Annotated in this window: 13 protein-coding genes; 7 read left to right on the top strand and 6 right to left on the bottom strand. The window is 71.8% G+C overall.

Annotated features, from left to right (window positions below; translation table 11 throughout):
• Window positions 1-153: 153 nt before the first annotated feature.
• The 3 genes from H181DRAFT_RS25855 to H181DRAFT_RS25845 all read right to left on the bottom strand — a co-directional run bounded on the left by H181DRAFT_RS25855 (window position 154) and on the right by H181DRAFT_RS25845 (window position 4121).
• Complete coding sequence (locus tag H181DRAFT_RS25855; protein ID WP_045866849.1) at window positions 154-1527, bottom strand: permease prefix domain 1-containing protein; 1374 nt, start codon at window positions 1525-1527, stop codon at window positions 154-156.
• Window positions 1524-1889 (bottom strand): PadR family transcriptional regulator, encoded by a 366-nt coding sequence (locus H181DRAFT_RS25850; RefSeq protein WP_045866848.1) that lies wholly within the window; start codon window positions 1887-1889, stop codon window positions 1524-1526. Before H181DRAFT_RS25850 ends, H181DRAFT_RS25855 begins: the two co-directional genes overlap by 4 nt.
• Before the next feature lie 390 nt (window positions 1890-2279).
• Window positions 2280-4121: a sugar-binding protein gene (locus H181DRAFT_RS25845; protein ID WP_045866847.1), complete on the bottom strand. Its 1842-nt coding sequence runs from the start codon at window positions 4119-4121 to the stop codon at window positions 2280-2282.
• A gap of 486 nt (window positions 4122-4607) precedes the next feature.
• On the opposite strand from H181DRAFT_RS25845, the gene H181DRAFT_RS30300 reads away from it, so the two are divergent.
• Both H181DRAFT_RS30300 and H181DRAFT_RS25835 read left to right on the top strand, forming a co-directional pair.
• Window positions 4608-4826, top strand: coding sequence for a hypothetical protein (locus H181DRAFT_RS30300; protein ID WP_368073299.1), 219 nt, complete (start codon window positions 4608-4610; stop codon window positions 4824-4826).
• A 122-nt stretch (window positions 4827-4948) separates the two neighbouring features.
• Window positions 4949-5785, top strand: a complete 837-nt coding sequence (locus H181DRAFT_RS25835; protein ID WP_045866846.1) for a phosphotransferase — start codon at window positions 4949-4951, stop codon at window positions 5783-5785.
• A 477-nt stretch (window positions 5786-6262) separates the two neighbouring features.
• On the opposite strand, the gene H181DRAFT_RS25825 is transcribed toward H181DRAFT_RS25835, so the two are convergent.
• The 3 genes from H181DRAFT_RS25825 to H181DRAFT_RS25815 all read right to left on the bottom strand — a co-directional run bounded on the left by H181DRAFT_RS25825 (window position 6263) and on the right by H181DRAFT_RS25815 (window position 9000).
• Complete coding sequence (locus tag H181DRAFT_RS25825; RefSeq protein WP_254666975.1) at window positions 6263-7543, bottom strand: dicarboxylate/amino acid:cation symporter; 1281 nt, start codon at window positions 7541-7543, stop codon at window positions 6263-6265.
• 263 nt (window positions 7544-7806) lie between these two features.
• Window positions 7807-8097, bottom strand: coding sequence for a DUF4229 domain-containing protein (locus H181DRAFT_RS25820; RefSeq protein WP_302622656.1), 291 nt, complete (start codon window positions 8095-8097; stop codon window positions 7807-7809).
• A 378-nt stretch (window positions 8098-8475) separates the two neighbouring features.
• Window positions 8476-9000, bottom strand: a complete 525-nt coding sequence (locus H181DRAFT_RS25815) for a GNAT family N-acetyltransferase (protein WP_045866844.1) — start codon at window positions 8998-9000, stop codon at window positions 8476-8478.
• Window positions 9001-9177: 177 nt separating this feature from the next.
• Here H181DRAFT_RS25815 and H181DRAFT_RS25810 point away from each other — a divergent pair, with 177 nt between their 5' ends.
• The 5 genes from H181DRAFT_RS25810 to H181DRAFT_RS25790 all read left to right on the top strand — a co-directional run bounded on the left by H181DRAFT_RS25810 (window position 9178) and on the right by H181DRAFT_RS25790 (window position 16656).
• Window positions 9178-10311 (top strand): hypothetical protein, encoded by a 1134-nt coding sequence (locus H181DRAFT_RS25810; RefSeq protein ID WP_045866843.1) that lies wholly within the window; start codon window positions 9178-9180, stop codon window positions 10309-10311.
• A gap of 141 nt (window positions 10312-10452) precedes the next feature.
• Entirely contained in the window at window positions 10453-11613 is a 1161-nt protein-coding gene (locus H181DRAFT_RS25805; RefSeq protein WP_368073298.1) for a glycosyltransferase, read from the top strand.
• Window positions 11610-13223 (top strand): sugar transferase, encoded by a 1614-nt coding sequence (locus H181DRAFT_RS25800; RefSeq protein WP_254666972.1) that lies wholly within the window; start codon window positions 11610-11612, stop codon window positions 13221-13223. Before H181DRAFT_RS25805 ends, H181DRAFT_RS25800 begins: the two co-directional genes overlap by 4 nt.
• Window positions 13224-13459: 236 nt before the next feature.
• Window positions 13460-14812: an O-antigen ligase family protein gene (locus tag H181DRAFT_RS25795; RefSeq protein WP_045866911.1), complete on the top strand. Its 1353-nt coding sequence runs from the start codon at window positions 13460-13462 to the stop codon at window positions 14810-14812.
• Window positions 14809-16656 carry a lipid II flippase MurJ gene (locus H181DRAFT_RS25790; protein ID WP_045866841.1) on the top strand — a complete coding sequence of 616 codons (1848 nt, stop codon included), beginning with the start codon at window positions 14809-14811 and terminating at the stop codon, window positions 16654-16656. The genes H181DRAFT_RS25795 and H181DRAFT_RS25790 overlap by 4 nt, the downstream gene beginning before the upstream one ends.
• The last annotated feature ends 20 nt before the right edge of the window (window positions 16657-16676 follow it).

Below are 16676 nucleotides of genomic sequence, written 5' to 3'. Positions count from 1 at the left end.
GCGCCGACCCCGCCGAGAAGTAGCGCCGACCCCGCCGAGGAGTGACGCCGGCCCCGCCGGGAGGTAGAGGCGTTCGCGCCGGGAGGTAGAGGCGTTCGCGCCGGGAGCACGGCGTGGTGCTGCCGGGTCCACCGGACCCGGCAGCACAGCACGTCAGAGGTAGCCGAACACCGGCGGGAACACGAGGGCGACGACCCAGGCCCACCCGGCGTACACCGGGAGGTAGCCCGTCTGCCAGCGCTCCAGCGCGGCGAACGGCGTGCGCCGGCGGACGAACCCCAGCATCAGCCACGCCGACCAGGCGAGATTGGCCAGCAGGATGACGTTCTCGCCCAGCGCGGCGGCCTTGTTGGGCGTGGTGCCGTACTCCGTGATGCGTCCGGTGATCTCCAGCAGCACCAGTACGTCGATGACGAGCGCGCTCACGACGAGGAGGAGCTGCAGCCTGTCGAAGACGCCGGGCGGCGCCAGCGGGTCGCGGGCGGAGAGCGAGTAGAGCAGCAGCCCCAGCACCACGGCCAGCAGCAGGTCGAACAGGATCAGCGCCTCCCGCTCGATGTCGATGCCCTCGCCCGTCCAGCCGAAGGCCACGAGGAAGGCGATCAGCACCACGGCGAACAGCGGGGTGAACAGCCGCGCGAGCACCGGGGCCATGTTCTCGACGACGCTCTGCTTGGCCTCGACGAGCCATCCGGCCACCACCACGGCGGCCACGCCGCCGCACGGGACGAGCCACTGCCCGATGGCGTCCTCCGGGGTGATCCCGATGGCCTCGAAGGTCCCGAAGACGAAAGCGGTCAGCACCCCGCCACCCGCCGCGATGAGCGCCAGGTAGACGAACCATTCGCCGGTGAAGCGGATGAAGTCCATCCGCCGTCGTGACGAGCGCACGTCGTCGGACACGTAGGCCAGCCCCACCACGAACCACAGCGCGATGGGCAGGTGGATCGCGGTCAGCACCACCGACTGGGAGCTCTCCGCGAGCGGGTAGACGTTGGCCGCCAGGGCACCGAGTGCGAACAGTCCCAGCAGCGCCCCGATGACGCCCCGCCCCGCCTGGCGGCGCCAGGCCAGGAGGCCCGCCAGCCAGGGAAGCGTGAACAGGGCGAGGTTGCGTCCGTAGAAGCCGCCGTCGTCGTCGAAACCGATCCCGGCCAGCTCCGGCACCTTCACGGACACGGCCGCGCCGGCGGCGCAGACGACCATCGCGAGCATGTCGCGCCGCGACCGGGTGTCCGGGCCGGAGCCGTCCTCCTCCCCGGTGAGCACGAGCTGCTTCCACAGACGTTCGGAGTGCTCTCGTGCGAACTCGCGGGACAGGTCGTCCAGTCCGCCCATCCGCTTGACCGCGACCAGGAACGCCTCGTCCGCGCGCAGGCCGATTCCCGTCAACTCGTCGACGGAGCCCCGGAGATGGTCCTCGAGCTCTTCGGTGTCGGCCTTGCGCAGCTCCGGGCGCCGCTCCGCGTACTGCCGCCACTGGGCGAACTGGGCCTCCAGCTCGTCGTGGCCGTCGGACTCCGTCATGCCATGCCCTCCAGCGGTATCGCGGACAGCGTTCCGCCGCCGGGCCAGACCTGCTTGAGCGCCTCGACGACCGTCGCCCACTGGCGGCGCTGCTCCGCGAGCTCGGCGAGGCCGCTGTCGGTGAGGCGGTAGTACTTGCGCCGCCGCTCCCCCTTGACCGACTGCCAGCTCGACTCCACGTGGCCGAGGCGCTCCAGCCTGTGCAGCAACGGGTAGAGCAGCCCCTCGGTCCAGTCCAGCTCGCCGCCGGACAGCTCGCTGATCCGCCGGAGGATGGCGTAGCCGTAGCTCTCCCCCTCGGCCAGGATGCCGAGCACCATCGGTGTCGCCGAAGCGGCCACTAGATCCTTGGTGACTTTCACGAGACCTCCCTGCCTCCCCATACCTAGGTCCGTGATGCATAGTAGACCTAGGTATTTTCGCGGCACAAGGAAGGCCGCCCGGCTGTTACACCCTCGTCGAACTCCCACGTCAGAGCCGGTGTGGGCGGCAGGGTGCGGGGGCGTGGGCAGCGCGAAGCCGTCCGCCCAGGACGCCGCGAGCCGGGTCTTCGGCTCTCCGCGGAGCCGCAAGCCCGGACCATGGGGCAAGCGGGAGATGCAGGTTCAGTTCAAGTCCGGCTCGTCACAGGCGAGTTGACCCCGCCCGGGCATGGCCCCGCATACGCGCAACGCACGCCGGGCCCTCCCCGTCCTGGGAAGCGCCCGGCGTGCTCGGTTCTCGTGGCTCGGACGGCCGGCGCGGCGCCGCCGTCAGCGGCGGGGTGTGCAGGGGCGTGGGCCGCCCGCGAGGGGGATGCCGGTGCGGCGGGACTGCTCGAGGGACGCCGGCGAGTCCTCACTGCGCGCGGCCTCCGTCGGGATCTGCGGCTCCGCCGGGTCCGTCGGACGGTCCGCCGGGGGCGTGTAGCCCTCCAGCCGGGCGGTACCCCACACGTAGGGGTCGGCCTGCGCACTCCCGAAAGGCGACCAGGCGAGACGGGTCTGGCCCGTCTTGTCCTTGGTGTCGGAGTCGTAGACCAGGATGTTCACGGCGAAGCGCTCCGGGTCGGCCGCCGCGGGCAGCTCCCCCAGCGGGATCTTCGCCTCGACCGTGTAGCCCCGGTACGGCTCGCCGACCGACGCCGCGACGCGCATCCCAGGCGCGGTCTCCCCCGCGGGCCCCTGGCGGTTGTCGGCGTCGCGCTCCGCGACGGGGCCGCCGCCCCCGGCCGTGAACGGGAAGATCCCGGTCTTGAAGGTGGCGGAGGTGTCGTCGGCGTCGCCGCGGGGGTCGAGCGCGATCTCGACGGCGTCGGTCCGCCAGTGCCTCTTGGCGTCGTCCCCTTCCAGGTGCGTCCCGTCCCGGTCGTCCTTCACCGTGACGAGTACGAACAGGTCGTCGCCGTGCCTGGACAACTTCGCCGTCGCCGAGCAGTCGGCGTCCGTCACCTCGTCGCCCTCCCAGTGCACGAGGTCCAACTGCGGGCCGGGGTACTCGCCGTCGCCCTCGACACCGTTCAGCACGGGAGCCGCAGCGACCTCGGGAACGGTGGTCGACGGCGGATCCGGATAGTCCGGCTGCGCGCCGTTGGCCAGCCACGGCAGGCCGACCCGTCGCGTCCACCGGCGGAACTCCGCGTACACGGGCCGCAGTTCACCCTGGTCCTTCACCGGTGCCCTGACGACGCGGCCCTTCTCCGCCAGCACGCTGAACCAGTCCGACCCCAGCTCCCCGGGATCCGACGGGACCTCCGGCGGCATCGCTGCCCAGCCCTGGCTGCGGTACATGCGGCTCGCGTCCCGTTCCACCTGCGCCCAGGACGTGCCGTGTTCGCGCGAGGCGTGGCCGGACCAGACACCGACGACGGGCAGGCCCGTGTCCGGATCGGTGCGGCGCTCTTCGGGCGGCTCCGGTCCCAGCAGATCCGAGAAGCCGTAGTTCTGCGCCAGCAGCCGCCGGGGCCGCCACGGCGCCAGCCCCTCGCACGTCAACTGCTCGGGGAACGCCTTGCGGTCGCCCGCAAGGAAGAACGCCTCGATGGCCAGGCGTGCAGACATCTGGTGTGCGCCGTGCTGGTTGAACGGGCGCGGGTCCATCGTCACGACGGTGTGCGGCGTCGCCATGCGGAACAGCCGGACCATGCGCTCCAGGGTGTCCTGCTCGTGCCAGATCCTCTCCGTGAGAGGGGCGGAGAGGGTGTACCAGAAGTCGGGCTTGTCGAGGTAGAAGATGTTCTCGATGCCGGCCAGCGCCGTCGCGGACCGCTCCTCCTTCTCGCGCAGCATGCCGAGGGGCGCGCCCTCCTCCGGCCCCACCGCGTTCCCGCCGCCCTCTCCGCGGGTGACGGTGACGACGCCGGTGCGCAGCCCCCGGCGTTCGCGCCACAGACCGAACGTGGACAGGTTCCCCGCCTCGTCGTCCGGATGGGCGCTGACGAACAGGACGTCGTGGTGCGCGGGACCGGGCCGGCCGCCGGACGGACGCCGTTCGGCGGCATGCGCGCCGGGAGCTCCCGCGACGAACACCGCGCCCGCCAGGCCCGAAGCCATGGCGGCCGTCACGTGCCGCCGGGAAGGCCCTGCCGCCTCGGCTTCCTCGTACGCGTCGACCATCTGAACCGCCTCTCTCAGCCCGCGGAACCGCACCGGCGGCAACTCTTCGCCATCCACCGCCCCATGGCAACCGTCCCGCGCGCCACTCCGTCCGAACTCACCACGCAGGCAAGCGAGTTCGGGATGCCCCTGCCTTACCTGTGTCGGCTGTGAACGAGCTCTCGGGTTCCTTCCTGACACCCCGACCGCATAACTGCTCGCGTGGACCGCGTACGACACGGGCAACCACGTGTTGGCCGACCGCTACCTCATTGCCACATTGCAACTCACCCAAGTAGTCGACGACCGCATGATGGGTGCTCGCATCCTCACGAACATGAGCCATCAGGCGACTACTTGGGCCAAGCCCCGAGAGCTGTGCGCCTTGCCCGAGCTTCCGTCGAGGGCGGGAAGGGCCGCTCGACACCTCGTGCCATGGCTCTGTTCTCTGCTCACGAAGCCCGCGCCTTGTCCACAGCTGGGGACGCCAGGGGCGCGACGCACGCCATGAACGAGGGAGAGCGCTTTCAGCTATTGAACGGCGAACTCGAAGCCGCTGTGACAACCGCCGGCCTGGCTGTGGACGGTGGAGACGCGCTTCAGTCTTCACGTTTCCAGCGCTACGTCACGGACTTCCAGCGCGAGGTATCGGCGCACCCTACGAATCCCGCCGTGCAGGAGTTCAACGACAAAGTGCAGGACGCGACGACCGAGTTGGATGACTAGGTCATGTCGCCGCGGATCTTCGCTGCCCTTCATCCGGATCAGTTGTGTGAGGCTGGCGCAGAGGCCTGATCTACGCGAAACCAAGGTGCACTGGCCGAGATGGTGTCGACAGGATGCACGGTGTGACTGAGCAGCCGAGCACCACTATTCCGACACCTGCCGTCCTCGACGCCTTCGGTGTGAAGGGCGCTGCCCTCCCGTTGGCTGGTGGACAGGGAGGGAGTGTTCGCGTCGGTGGGCTTGTATTCAAGCCCGCAGAGGGTACCGACGACGAGGTCGAGTGGGCGGCGTCGTTGTTCGAGACCTTGGCGCCCAACCGTGGTTTTCGTATCCCGTTGCCGCTCCGGGCCTCCGACGGTCGCTGCATCGTGGACGGCTGGACTGCCAGCGAATTCCTGACCGGTGAGGGAGGTCCGCAAGGGCATTGGGCTGATGTGCTCAGCACCGGCCGAGCCTTCCACGCCGCTTTGCGAGACCTGCCCCGGCCCGACTTCCTCGATCGGCAAAGGCATCCCTGGGCTGTGGCCGACCGGGTCGCGTGGGGAGAGCAGAACATCGACGTGATCAACGAGTTCGCTGCACCCTTCTCAACTCTGCTGAAACTGAGACAGCCGGTGAAGCAGGAAGCAGCCCAGCTCATCCACGGCGACCTCACCGGCAATGTCCTCTTTGCACCCGATGAAGTGCCTGCTGTGATCGATTTTTCTCCGTACTGGCGGCCTCCGGTGTTTGCCGAGGCCATCGTGCTCGCAGATGGGCTCCTGTGGTTCGGCCTACCGTCCAGCCTGCTGGCAGCTTCCAGCGATCACCGGGACTGGCCGCAGATGCTGATTCGTGCACTGATCTTCAGGCTCGTCGCGCACAGCGAGAACGCAGGCCCGTCGCGGCAGGACCACGATGGGGAGCCAGAGCGATATGTAAGGGCCATCGAGGCAGTCGTGAACCTGACGGCGCTTTAGGACCTCAACGCGGGTCAGGGCGGACTGGTAGACACGCAGTCGTTCAGAGGCTCGAGGAGGGTCAATCACCAGGCGAAGCGCGCGCGGTTGCCCAGTTGTCGCCTAGCCCCCCGACCGCTCTTCACCTAGCACACCCGTCCACGACCATCGGCTGCTCGATGTCCTCCAGGACACGCGCAGCCGGGAACCCTTCGCGGTCCAGCCACCGCGACACCTGAACCTCGTTCCGTCCCGACGGCAGGTAGTCCGTAGACCGTGCGATGCGAACGATCACCGGATGCGACGAGAGCCGGAACAGGGGGCGTTCTCACCGAAGCGGATCAGCTCCGCACCCTCGCTGTCGAGGCAGACGATGCAGCACAGCAGATACCAGATCGACCGTACCCACCGAGGGCACACGCCGTGGCGCCCGAACGTGGCGACTCCCCCGACCTCCGTAGAGACCAGGGGAGTTGACGAGCCGACCCAGGGCTGCGGTTACGCCGCCGCTGTCGCCGGCTGGGGCTCCGTCTCGAAGGAATCCAGGTCGAAGCTGCGGGCCCCCGCGAACCGTTCGCGGTCGAGGATCTTCTCCCTCGCCGCCACCAGCACCGGAACGACGGCCTGCCCGGCCACGTTCGTCGCCGTGCGCATCATGTCGAGGATCGGGTCGATCGCGAGCAGCAGCCCGACGCCGGCGAGGGGCAGCCCCAGCGTCGACAGCGTGAGGGTCAGCATGATCGTGGCGCCGGTGAGACCGGCGGTCGCCGCGGAGCCGATGACGGAGACGACGACGATCAGCAGGTATTCGCGCAGCCCCAGCTGGATCCCGTAGAACTCGCCGATGAAGATCGCGGCGATGGCCGGGTAGATCGAGGCGCAGCCGTCCATCTTCGTCGTCGACCCGAAGGGCACGGCGAACGACGCGTAGTCCCGCGGGACGCCCAGGCGTTCGGTGACTTTCTGCGTGACGGGCATCGTGCCGACGGACGAGCGGGAGACGAACGCCAGTTGGATGGCCGGCCACGCTCCGCGGAAGAACTGCAGGGGGTTGACCTTGGCGACGGTGGCCAGCAGCAGCGGGTACACGCCGAAGAGGACGACGGCGCAGCCGATGTAGACGTCGGCCGTGAACGTCGCGTACTTGCCGATGAGGTCCCAGCTGTAGTCCTTGATGGCGGTGCCGATGAGGCCGACCGTGCCGACGGGCGCGAGCCGGATGATCCACCACAGTGCCTTCTGCAGCAGCGCGAGCACCGCCTCCCCGAAGGTGAGCAGCGGAGCCGCCTTCTCGCCGAGCTTGAGGGCGGCGACGCCGACGACCACGGCCATGAACACGATTTGCAGGACCTGCAGTTCGGTGAACGGCGTGACGATGTCGGTCGGGACGATGCCGGTGAGGAAGTCCAGCCAGGTGCCCGCCTCCTCCGGTTTGGCCGCATCGCCGGCGGAGAGCCCTGTGCCCGAACCGGGGTGCGTGAGCAGCCCGATGGCGAGTCCGATGGCGACCGCGATGAGCGACGTGGCCATGAACCACAACAGCGTCCGGGTGGCCAGCCGTGCGGCGTTGTGCACGTTGCGGAGGTTGGTGATCGAGATGGTGATCGCGAAGAAGACGAGCGGGGCGACCACCAGTTTCAGCAACTGGACGAAGATCTCACCGGTCTTGGTGAGCGCCGTCCCCAGCCACGAGACGTCGCCGCTGCGTGCCGCCCAGCCGAGCGCGACGCCGAGGACCAGGCCCAGCAGTATCTGCGCCCAGAACGGGACGCGGGGTATTCGGCTCCGGCCGGGTGCCGCGGTGTGCGAGGCGTCCGGGGTCTCCGGTGAGGTGTCTGGGGACTCTGGGGACGAGGTCACGTCGCGCTCCCGCTCGGCGAAGGGTCGTGGAATGCGGCTCCGCGAGTTTCCTTCGCGGAGTACGACGACCCACAACGCACCGGTGCATGACGGTCATTCCCGGCGCCCACGGGAGCGGGGCGTGACACGCGTTACAGTCCGGGCGCCGCCTGCGCAGGGTGGCGCGGGGGTGCCCGCCGTGGCTACGCCGCGCCGTCCTCCTGGCCCTGGTTGGCCGCGATCCGCTGCTTGGCACGGTCGACGCCCTCGACGAGCTGCGCCGACATCTCGTCCCGCTGCTTGCGCAGCAGCACGTAGCTGAGCGGGGCCGAGATCACCAGGGCGATGAGCACCACCCACAGCGGGTTGGACTTGCCGATGCCTTCCGGGATGATCCCCACGTAGGCCAGGACGGCGACGACCACGAGGCAGCCGGCGAAGATTCCGGCCCTCATGGCGGTGTAGCGGAGCGTTGCGTGCGACTTGCTGCTCACGGGTTCTTCTCCGGACTTCTCTGACGGGACGGCGCCGGTTCCGGCCTGGGCAGCCCGTACGGGCGCCGGCGGCTCGCATTCCAGTCAAACACAGGGCTGAAGGCGATCATCCGGACCCCTCTCACCGGTCCGTCCACCCCCGGGCCACCCCACGGACTCCCGGACTCGCACGTCGCCGCTCATGTCGCCCGCGGACGTCGACTGACCGGCCTCGATCGGCGAGCTCGCGCCGTCCGCGCGGCCCCAGCCACTTCAAAGCCCGGGCCCCCGCGCGGTGCACGCCGCCCCTGCACCAGCACCCGCGCGGGGACCCGCAACGGGGGCCTCCGTACCCGCCCGCCGCTTCGGTCTCCGACCGGACCAGGCGGGTGCAGGGGCTCAGGTGAGCGACAGCCAGAACGTGACGTCGTCCCTGAAGTCGTCCTCGGAGACCATGATCGCCTGAGGCAGCCGTCCGACTTCGTGGTAGCCGCAGCTGACGTAGAAGCGCTCCAGGCCGAGCCCGCCGCGGCAGCTGAGCCGCAGCGCGGTGATGCCGTCGATGTCGCGCGCCGCCTTCTCGACCGCGGACATCAGGTCCCGCCCGTGGCCCTTGCCCTGCGCGCCGGGATGCACCATCACCGTGTAGACGGAGCACCAGTGGCGCTTGAGCCGGTGCGCGTTGAGGGCCAGGAACGCGCTGGCGGCGACGGCGCCCGTCTCGTCGCGGCCGATCAGCATCCGGGTGCGGCCGGAATCGACCGCCGCCAGATGGTTGAGCAGATCCGGGCGGATGTCCTCGGGAGTGACGGGGGGAAGGAAGCCGACGGCGCCGTCCGCGTTGGTGACGTCCGCCCACAACGAGCTGAGACCGTCGCTGAGTTCACGCGTGATCGCCGGGTCCGTCTCGAAGCTCAGCGGCATGCTCCGACACTAGCCCACCGGCCGGTTCCGGCTCTTTCCGTGCTCCGTCCGGCGCCGTAGCGCCCATCGAGTGTCCGCTAGTCAGTGAAAAAGGAAAAATGACCGGCGAGCCGCTCGGGAATCCGCCAGCGCCTTTGTCAAGGTCGCTCTGTTTTCTGACGGGAGGCGGATTCATCCATGGTGGACAAGAGAAGAACTGCGGCTCACGGTCTGTGGTGCGCGGTCCTGTGCGCGGCGGCGACGGTGTCACTCACCGCGCCCGCGAGTTCCGCGACGCACACCGCGGCGAAGGAGGGCGCGTCCGGGCACGGGGCTTCCGCGGAAGCCCCTTCCGGAAATGCGCTCAAGGAGCGCTACCACGCCGTCAAGCACGGCGGAATCGCCACCGCGGCGAACTCCGCGATCACCTGCCGCAGCGCGGTCGGCAATTCGGAACCGTGCGCTTCCGCTCAGCGGGGCGGAGAGAGCCGCAACGACGGCTACAAGATGTTCTACTCCGACATCGACCGCGACAAGAACACGTACAACTCCACGCGTGCGGTCCTGCGCCTCCCGAAGAAGTCCAAGGTCTCCTACGCGCGCCTGTACTGGGGCGGCAACCTCCGCGTCGGCGAGGTCAAGCCCGCCAAGGACAACGGCCGTGTGCTGCTCGCCGAGCCGGGCGGGAGCTACCGCGCCGTCAAGGCGGACACCGTCCACAAGCACCGCCGAGGCGACGGGGCCGACGCCTACCAGGCGTCCGCGAACGTGACGTCCCTGGTCAGGAACCACGGCCCGGGCGCGTACACGGTCGCGCAGCTCAACGTGGCGATGGGGCACTCCAAGGCGGGCGCGTGGGGCGGCTGGACGCTCGTCGTGGCCTACGAGAACAGCCGGTCGCCGCTGCGGGACATGACCGTCTGGGACGGATTCGCGGCGACGGAGGACCACCCCGGAGGGCTTCCCGTCGCGACGCGCCGCACGAACGTGCCGGCGAACGCGAAGGGCTCCGTGGGCATCGTGGGATACGACGGGGACCGGGGCTCCGGCGGCGAGTCCCTCACCCTCGCCCCGAACAAGAGGGCGGGCGTTCCGCTTGCGAATTCCGCCAACCCGGCCGGTGACGCCTTCAATTCGACGATCACCGACCGCGGAAAAGAAGTGCAGGGCAGGGTTCCCGCTCACCGCAACACGCTCGGATACGACTCGGACGTATTCGACGCGAGCGAGGCGCTGCGCTCCGGCGCCGGAAATCTCCTTCTCCGGTTCGCGTCGCCCGAGGACGACTACCTGCTCGGTGCCGTGTTCGCTCAGTTCGGGACCCGGCGCTGACATTCCCCCCGCCCCGCCAGAGACGTATTCGGCAGTGACGTTCGAGGAGACGTTCGGGTGCTTTCCCAGCGCGAAGTGAGAAAGGACCGTCTCACGGTTCTTCACCTGGCTCAGCCGGTCGACGGCGGGGTGGCAAGGGTCGTGAGCGACCTGGCCGGGGCGCAGGTGCGGAACGGTGTGCGCGTCGTCGTGGGCTGCCCGGCGGGCGGACGTCTCGCCGGGCACGCCTTCGCGGCGGGCGCCGACGTCGAGCACTGGGCGGCGGTCCGGGAGCTGGGCCCGCAGGTGGCCGCGGAGACGGTGCGGGCGCACCGGCTGATCCGGCGGGTGCGCCCGCACATCGTCCACGCGCACAGCGCCAAGGCGGGACTGGCGGCACGCCTCGCGCTGCGGGGCCGCGTGCCGACGGTCTACCAGCCGCACGCCTGGTCGTTCGAGGCCGTCCACGGCGCGACGGCCCTGCTCGCGCGCGCGTGGGAGCGGTCGGCGGCGCGCTGGACGGACCGTCTGCTGTGCGTGAGCGAGGCCGAACGGCGCACGGGTGAGCGGGCGGGCGTCGACGGACGGTGGGCTGTCGTGCCCAACGGCGTGGACCTCGGCCGTTTCACCACCTTCCCCGGGGACGAAGGGGACGGCACCTCCCCGGGGGACGGAGGGGACGACGAGACCGCGCGGGCCGCGTGCCGGGCGGCTCTCCCTCTGCTCCGGGCCCTCCCCGAAGACGCCCCGCTCGTGGTGTGCGTCGGACGGCTGTGCCCCCAGAAGGGCCAGAAGTCGCTGCTCAAGGCGTGGGCGGACGTCACCGCGCAGGTGCCCGGCGCCTGGCTCGTACTCGTCGGCGACGGCCCGGACCGCGCGGCGCTGGAGGCCCGGGCACCGCGGCAGGTGCTCTTCGCCGGGGCGAGCGACGCGGTGGGCCGGTGGTACGCCGCGGCCGACGTGACCGTTCTGCCGTCCCGCTGGGAGGGGATGGCCCTGACGCCGCTGGAGGCGATGGCCTGCGGACGGCCCGTGGTCGTCACCGACGTGGGCGGCGCTCGCGAGTGCCTGCCGCCCGGGCAGGAGGATCTGTGCCTCGTGCCGCCGGACGACCCCGAGGCTCTCGCCGCGTCCGTGACCCGGATCCTGCGTGACGACGCTCTCCGCGCCCACCTCGGGGAGGCCGCCCGCAAGCATGTGACGGCCGAGTTCGACGTACGGCGTACCGCTTCCTCCGTGCTGGACCTGTACCGCGAAGTGCTCGGCGCACGCGAAGTGCTCGGCCCCCACGCCCCTGCGGACACCCGGCGGCCGACCCGATGACGACGGACAGCGCCGAGGAGAAGGCGCAGGCCGCGGGCGTCGCCACGAGGACGGTCGCCGGCAAGGGCAGCGCGCGCGACGGCGCGGCGAACCGCAGCCGCGGCACGGACGGACGGCAGCCGGGGCAGGGCGACCTGCCCGACGGCACCGTCGCACTCGCCCCGGCCGCCCCCCGGATGTCTCCGACGTCGCCCCCGGCGCCGCCCGTCGGCGGGCTGCGCCGCCGGAAGAACCTGCTGCGGCTGCGTCACCGCGGCGGCGGCGCGCTCGCCGCCGCCGACGCGCTGTCCTCTGCGGCCGTCGTCCTCGCCGTGGGCGGAGGCGCCGCCGACCCGGTCCTGCTGGGGGCGGTCGTCTGCGGAGTCCTCGCCCTCAACGCCCGCAAGGGCCTCTACCAGCCGGGCCTCCAGACGTACGCGCTGGACGAGCTGCCCGCCCTGGCCGCCCGCACCGCTGTCGCCTGGTGCGTGGCCGCGGCGCTGCTCGCGGCGTTCGGACGCCCCGCGGAGCTGCACTGGGCGGCGCTCCTCGCCGCCGTCGCGGCCGGTTCCCTTCTCGCCGCGACGGCGCGCGCCCTCGTGCACGGCCTGCGGCACGCCAGGGCACGGCGGAGTCCGCGTCCCGCTCTCGTCGTGGGCAGCGGCGAACTGGCACGGACGGTCGCCGGGATCTTCGCGCAGCAGCCCCGGTACGGACTGCGGCCGGTCGGCTTCGTCGATCTCGGGGCGGAGAACGGCGGGACGGGCGGGAACGGCACGCCCGCCGGCGATGCGCCGCTGCCGGTGGTCGTCACGCTGGAGGACGTGACCAGGGCGGTCATCCAGAACACCGTCAAGGACGCGGTCTTCCTGCACTCCCCCTGGGAGCAGCCGCAGAACGCACTGCTCGCGGGGCTGCTCGGTGAGCGGGGCGTCGCGGGGTGGCTGGTGCGGCCCGGCTGCGCCGTGGGCGCGCACGGCACGCACGGGGCGGGCCCCGCGCACGTGTGGGGCTTCTCCTGCCGGCGGCTCTCCCTGGAGTGCCCGCGCTCGGGCTGGAGCTGGCGGAAGCGGCTTCTGGACCTCGTCCTGGTGGTGCCCGCGCTGATCGTCGCGGCGCCCGTGCTGGCGGCGTGCGCGCTGGCCGTGAGGCTCTCCGACGGGCCCGGTGTGATCTTCCGTCAGGAGCGCGTCGGGCTGGGCGGCGGACCCTTCACGCTGCTGAAGTTCCGCACGATCAAACCCGCCGACGCCACGGAGGCGGCGACGCTGTGGAGCGTCGCGGGCGACGAGCGGATGAGCACCGTGGGCAGGCTGCTGCGCCGTACCTCCCTGGACGAGCTTCCACAGCTGTGGAACGTCGTGCGCGGCGACATGAGCCTGGTGGGCCCCCGCCCCGAACGGCCCTTCTTCGTCCAGCAGTTCAGCGACGAACTCCCCGGCTACGCCGAGCGCCACCGCTCCCCCGTCGGCATCACGGGCCTGGCCCAGGTGCACGGGCTGCGCGGCAACACCTCGATCGAGGACCGGGCCCGCTTCGACAACCACTACATCGAGACGTGGTCGCTGTGGCAGGACGTCCAGATCATGTGCCGCACCGTGACGTCGTTCTTCCGCCTCGAAGGGCGGTGAGCGCGGTGACCGTCCTGCTGCCGGAGAGCCGGCGTCCGCCGAACGGGGACGAGCGGCGGACGGCCGGGCAGCCGTACCGCGCGGACGGAACGGCCCCGGAACCGCCGGAGAACCCGCCGGGCTCGCCCGCGCCGCGTGACCCTCGCTTCCCGTACGGGGACCTCCGGGACCGCCGGACGGACCGCGCCGGGCCGAAGCCCTGGACGCGGAGCGGGTTCTGGAAACGCTGGGCTCCGATGCTTCCCGCGGTGGCAACGGTGCTCGTGCTGTGCGCGCCGGTGCAGACCGGCGACGTCACGGCGTCGGGCAAGATCACCGTCCCGGACGCGGCCTCACTGGTGCTGGTGGTGTGGTGCCTGGTGGGGCTGCTGCGCGGACGCGGCGGCCGGTTGACGGGCAGGGCGGCGCTGGTGCTCGGGGCGCCGGCCGTGGCCTTCGCCGTCACCACCGCCGCGTCCGCCGATCCCTCCGCGAGCCTGACCGGCTTCGCCCGCTACCTGCAGATCTTCGTCGTCGTTCCCGCCGCGCTGCTGCTGACGATGCGCGACGCCCGCGACTTCCGCGTCCTGTGCGGCGCGCTGGTGCTGCTCGGGCTGGTGCAGGGCGCGGTGGGCGTCGTGCAGTACCTGACGGGGACCGGCGCCTCCTACATGGGGCAGGACATCCGCGCTGTCGGCACCTTCGGGGCGCTGGACGTCATGGGGATGTCCACGGTCGTCTCGTACGCGCTGGTCGCGGCGTTCGCGCTGGGCGTCGCCCCGGGCGGGGCGACGTCGCGGCGGCTGCGCGCCTGCGCGCTGTGGTGCGCGGCGGCGCTGACGGTACCGCTCGTCCTCTCCTTCAGCCGCGGCGCGTGGATCGCCACGGCGCTGGCGTGCGCGGTCGTGCTGCTGCTCGCCGGGGTGCGCCGGGCGCTGCTGATCCTCGTCGCGCTGGCGGCCGCCGCGGTGGTGGTGGTCGGCGGAGCGGGGGTCGGCTCCGCGATGTTCGAGGAGCGCGTCAGCAGCATCTTCGAGGTCAACTCCGCGCCGGACCGGTCCGTCACCGACCGCTACAGCCTCTGGGCGGCCGCGGTGAGCATCTGGCAGTCCGACCCCGCCACGGGCGTCGGCCCCAAGAACTTCCCCGCCCACCGCGACGGGCACGCTTCCCTCGGCCTGTCCTCCGGGAGCGACACGGCCGGGGCGGGCATGCAGTTCCAGCGGGAGCCGCTGCTCTCGCCGCACAACATGTACCTGCTGGTCCTCAGCGAGCAGGGCCTCGTCGGCAGCGTGGCCTTCGTCGGCGGCGGGGCCGCTCTCGGCCTGTGCTGCGTGCGGCGTCTGCGCGTCGCGCGACGGGCCGGCCGCCGGTACGCCGCGGACCCCTCGGGCGGCGCGGGCGCCGCGGAGCAGCACACGTCCGGCGCGCCGGGCGCGGCCGACTGCGGACTCGTCGCGGTCGGGCTGCTGGTCTGGCAGGCCGTCGACTTCCTCTACGCCGACATCGGCGGCCCCTCCACCGTGCTGACGGCCGTCGTCCTCGGAGCGGTCGCCTGGTGGGCCCTGGGGGTCCGCCCCGGAGCCGACGGCGGGACATCCTCCCCATGACGGACACGCACGCCTCCCGCTCGGCCGGCAACGCGCCCCTGCCCGGCTCGAAGGGCGTCCGCCCGGAGACCACCGCGCCGAACGGCGGTGGCTCCGGGGCCGGCACCGGCCCGGAGACCGGCGAACCCCCTCGGCTGAACCGCTTCCTGGCCAGGGCGGCAGCCGTCACCGCGGCGTTCACCGCGGCGGGTGCCGTCTTCGGACTACTGCGCGACCAGGCCATCGCGAGCCTCTTCGGCGCCGACGCGGACACCGACGCCTTCCTCGTCGCGTGGACGGTGCCTGAGTTCGCGTCGACGCTTCTCATCGAGGACGCGATGGCGCTCGTCCTCGTGCCGGCGTTCAGCCTCGCCCTGGCGCAGCGCGCGGCCCGCGACCGCACCGACGGCGAGGACCTCCACGGCGGGCCCGATCCCGTGTGGGCCGTCGTGACGGCGACGCTGCCGCGGCTCTCGCTGGGGCTTGCCGTGGCGGCCGCGCTGCTGGCCTGGGCCGCGCCGCTGCTGGTGCGGCTGCTGGCGCCCGGGCTCCCCGACGAGGGAACGGCCGTGGACTGCATGCGCCTGACCTCGCTGACCGTCGTGACGTTCGGCCTGGCCGGCTACTGCAGCGCGGCCCTCCGCGCCCACCGGCACTTCGTCGCCCCCGCCGCGATCTACGTCGCCTACAACGTGGCGATCATCACCGTGATGTTCGCCGGGCACGCCGAGATGGGCGTACGGGCGGCGGCGCTCGGGGTCGCCGTCGGCGGGCTGCTGATGGTGCTCGTGCAACTCCCCCCGTTCCTCGCGCGGCTGCCCGGACGAGCGGCCCGCCGCGCGCACGCCGCGCACCTCGCGCCCGCTGCCGGCGCGGCGAGCACGCCGGGCACCGTCCCGTCCGCGGGGGACGCGACTGCGGCGGGGAACGCCGTGGCCGCCGGGCCGGGGCTCCGGGAGGCCGTGCGGCAGCGCATCACGGGGCGCGCCGCGCGCCGGCACGTCGTTCTGCTGAGTTTCGGAGTGCTCGCTCCTGTGCTCTGCTTCGCCCTGACGCGTCAGGGACAGGTGCTCTTCGAGCGCTTCCTGGCGGCGCCGCTGCCCGCCGGCGCCATCTCGCACCTCAACTACGCGCAGAAAGTCGCGCAGATGCCGATGGTGCTCTCCCTCATGGTCTGCACCGTCACCTTCCCCGTCGTCGCCCGGGCCATGGCCGACGGCGACAGGGAGCGGGCCCGCCGCCGCGTCGAACGCGACCTGGCGCTGGTCGGGATCGTCGTGCTGCTGGGCACCGCGTTCGTCACCGCCTGCGCCCCGCAGATCATCCAGCTCCTCTTCCAGCGGGGCGCGTTCGACGCCCGCGACACCGGCGACACCGCCTCGGTGATGCGCGTCTACAGCTGCGGCCTGCTCGGTCACAGCATGGTGGGCGCGCTCGTGCGCCCCTTCTTCTCCGGCGACCGGCCGACGTGGTATCCGGCCGCGGCCATGGGCGCCGGCCTCTCCGTCACCGTGATCGCGGGGGCGGTCGCGGTGCGCTTCTGGGGGGTGCACGGCATCGCCGCCGCCAACGCCCTCGGCATCACGTTCGCCGCCCTGCTGCTGCTGCGGGGGCTGGGCGCCCGCGTGGTCGCCATCGACGTACGCAGCGTGGCAGCCGGGATCGCCCGGCTGGCGGCGGCCTGTGCTGCCGCGGCGGCAGCGGGCTGGGGCGCGGCCCGGCTCGTCCACGACCCGCTCGCCGGGGTCCTGGCCGGCGGCGTCGCCGTGCTCGTCGTCTTCGCGTCCGTGGCTCACCTCGTACGGGCGCCGGAAGTGCCGCAGCTGTTCGCCACCGTCAAACGAAGGCTCGCCCATGTCCAGTGAACTCCGCACCCGCCAGACAG

It is taken from the genome of Streptomyces sp. WMMB 714 (genome assembly GCF_900090125.1).
Taxonomy (GTDB): Bacteria; Actinomycetota; Actinomycetes; order Streptomycetales; family Streptomycetaceae; genus Streptomyces; species Streptomyces daqingensis.
The sequence above is the reverse complement of the archived record's forward strand: the minus strand, read 5'-3'. Positions and strand labels throughout refer to the sequence as shown.